This window comes from Streptomyces africanus (genome assembly GCF_002150735.1).
GTDB classification, from domain to species: Bacteria; Actinomycetota; Actinomycetes; order Streptomycetales; family Streptomycetaceae; genus Streptomyces; species Streptomyces africanus.
In genome coordinates, this window is sequence record NZ_MUKA01000466.1 from 1 (window position 1) to 2,201 (window position 2,201).

Sequence of the window (2,201 nt, forward strand, 5' to 3'; positions counted from 1 at the left end):
GCCCTGGTTCCAGGCCATCTCGCAGACCGTGCCCATCAGCCCGACCCCGAGCAGCGCATGCCCCTGGTCCCGCCCGGACTCCACCCACTCGGCGAGCCCGTCGTCGTGCACGACGGGAATGGCGTGCTTGACGGACCCCATGCCGTCCCCGTGCTTGAAGTACTCGACGGCCCGGTCGACCACGGCACGGTCGTCGCAGAAGATGCCCGTGGCGAGCACACAGGCGATGGCCGTCAGGTCCCAGTTGGGCCAGTAGTTGGTGACGACGGCACCGTTGTGATCGCGCAGGAAGCTGTCGCTGACCGGATGGAAGACGTTCCGCATCACGTCCTGCGCCCGCCCGAGCGCGAAGTCACCGTGATCGCGTACGAGTTCGGCGGCGTTGGCGAACTGGTACCCGTACAGCCCGGCGGCCAGGAACCGGTCGGCCGAGCCCTGGATCGAGGTCAGCTTCCCCGACCAGGCGTTGAGGATCGCCACCGCGGTGTCGGCATGCGCGGTCTCGCCGCTGACGCGGTACCGCAGGGCGTTCTGATAGGCGGCGTGGATGTCGTTGTAGAGCACCGCGTAGTTCTGCGGCGAACCCGCCCCCCGGTACACCGTCGCCTGCGGATTGGCCCGCCAGCCGCTCTGCGCGTGCCGGTTGGCGGCGAGCTTGGCGAACCCTGCCGTATAGGGTCTGGCGCCCGCCTTCACCTTGGCCGCCATACGGTCCAGGTCGGTACGGGTGTGCAGCAGCCCGGGGTGGGCGAAAGCGGAGCCGGCGGCGACGGCCGGGCTCGCGAGCGCGGTCGTACCGATCCCGGCGCCGACGACACCGATGCCGGCGGCTCCGGCTGCCGCACCTGCGGCCCTCAACATGCTCCGGCGGCTGATCTGTCGTGTCACGTTGGCGTACCTCAACGTCGTAAGTCGCGTTCCTGCGGGGGACGGTGAGGAGACGGCGGGACGGCGAAGGCGATAACAAAAACTGCGCTATAGTTGATCTGCGTCCACTCGCCGGAACTCCGGCAGACGGACGATGCGTTGGTGGTCCAAGGAAAGACGTCCCGCTTCCTGCGGGGAGATGCAGGTGCAAGGCCTGCCCGGCGCTCCAGACGAGAACCCCGGCCCTGGTTTCAGGGCCGGGGTTCTTCGCTGTGCGCGCTGCTCAACCGCGCCGGTCGTACTCAACCGCGCCGGTCGGCAACCACCCAGGACGCCGCGGCTACGGCCCCCGCGACCCCGAACACGGCAGGCCAGGCACCCACCTTCTTGGCCAGCGGATGAGACCCGGCGAAGGCGGCGACATACGCGGCCGACAACGCCCCCGCGGCCACCCCACCGGCCTGCTGCCGCCACTGCCGCGCGGCCGCGGCCCCGGCGACGGCGAGCACGGCCCCGCCGAGCGGCCGCTGCCGAGTCCAGCGGGCGACGCCGTACCCGCCCACGAGCCCGCTCGCGGCGATCACCGCACTGGGAACCTTCGCCATCCCTGCCTCCTGCTTCTGCTCTGCTCCTGCTGCTCCTGCCCCGCTCGCGATCATCGAGGCTAACTCCCCAGGCCGGGGGCGCACGCGCCGGGGCGCACGAAGGCGCGTTCCCACAGGCCACAGGCCACCCGAACATGAGTCGAGGCTTGTCAAGTTTCCCGCTCCGAGTTATATAAGAAGGCGAAGAACGTAGGGCATCGCACCGGCAGCGCCTGAAGAGAGGAGTGACCAGTGATGCTCATGCGCACGGACCCCTTCCGTGAACTCGACCGGCTGACCCAGCAGGTCCTCGGCCCCGCCACGCGCCCCTCGGCGATGGCGATGGACGCCTACCGCTCCGGGGACGAGTTCTTCGTCCACTTCGACCTCCCCGGCATCGACCCCGAGACGATCGAGCTGGACGTCGAACGCAACGTCCTGAACGTCCGAGCCGAACGCAGGTCCCCCGCCCCCGAGGACGCGGAGCTGCTCGTCGCCGAACGGCCCACCGGCACCTTCACGCGCCAGCTCTTCCTCGGCGACACGCTGGACACGGAGCGCATCGACGCCTCGTACGAGGCCGGCGTCCTGACCCTGCGCATCCCGGTGGCCGAGCAGGCCAAGCCGCGCCGCATCCAGATCACGGGCGGCGACAAGCCCAAGCAGCTCAGCGGCTGACGGCACGGCACTCACGTACCCACGAGGGCTGTCCCGAGGACGTCCCCCCCACGGGACAGCCCTCGTGGGTAC

General features: G+C 70.1%; 3 protein-coding genes. 1 reads left to right on the forward strand and 2 read right to left on the reverse strand.

Annotation, left to right across the window (positions count from 1 at the left end):
* Together CCL05_RS39915 and CCL05_RS39925 are read right to left on the reverse strand one after the other, a co-directional pair.
* On the reverse strand, positions 1-861 hold an 861-nt coding region (locus CCL05_RS39915; protein ID WP_208641720.1), incomplete at its 3' end, for an alginate lyase family protein.
* Positions 862-1,169: 308 nt separating this feature from the next.
* Positions 1,170-1,472 carry a hypothetical protein gene (locus tag CCL05_RS39925; protein WP_086565500.1) on the reverse strand — a complete coding sequence of 101 codons (303 nt, stop codon included), beginning with the start codon at positions 1,470-1,472 and terminating at the stop codon, positions 1,170-1,172.
* Between the two features lie 234 nt (positions 1,473-1,706).
* Between CCL05_RS39925 and CCL05_RS39930 the strand changes: the two genes are divergently transcribed.
* Positions 1,707-2,129: an Hsp20/alpha crystallin family protein gene (locus tag CCL05_RS39930; RefSeq protein WP_208641719.1), complete on the forward strand. Its 423-nt coding sequence runs from the start codon at positions 1,707-1,709 to the stop codon at positions 2,127-2,129.
* Positions 2,130-2,201: the final 72 nt, after the last annotated feature.

Excerpts from the sequence above, each read along its gene's own strand:
- CCL05_RS39925 (WP_086565500.1), bottom strand. The coding sequence starts at position 1,472 with ATGGCGAAGGTTCCCAGTGCGGTGATCGCCGCGAGCGGGCTCGTGGGC.
- CCL05_RS39930 (WP_208641719.1), top strand. The coding sequence starts at position 1,707 with ATGCTCATGCGCACGGACCCCTTCCGTGAACTCGACCGGCTGACCCAG.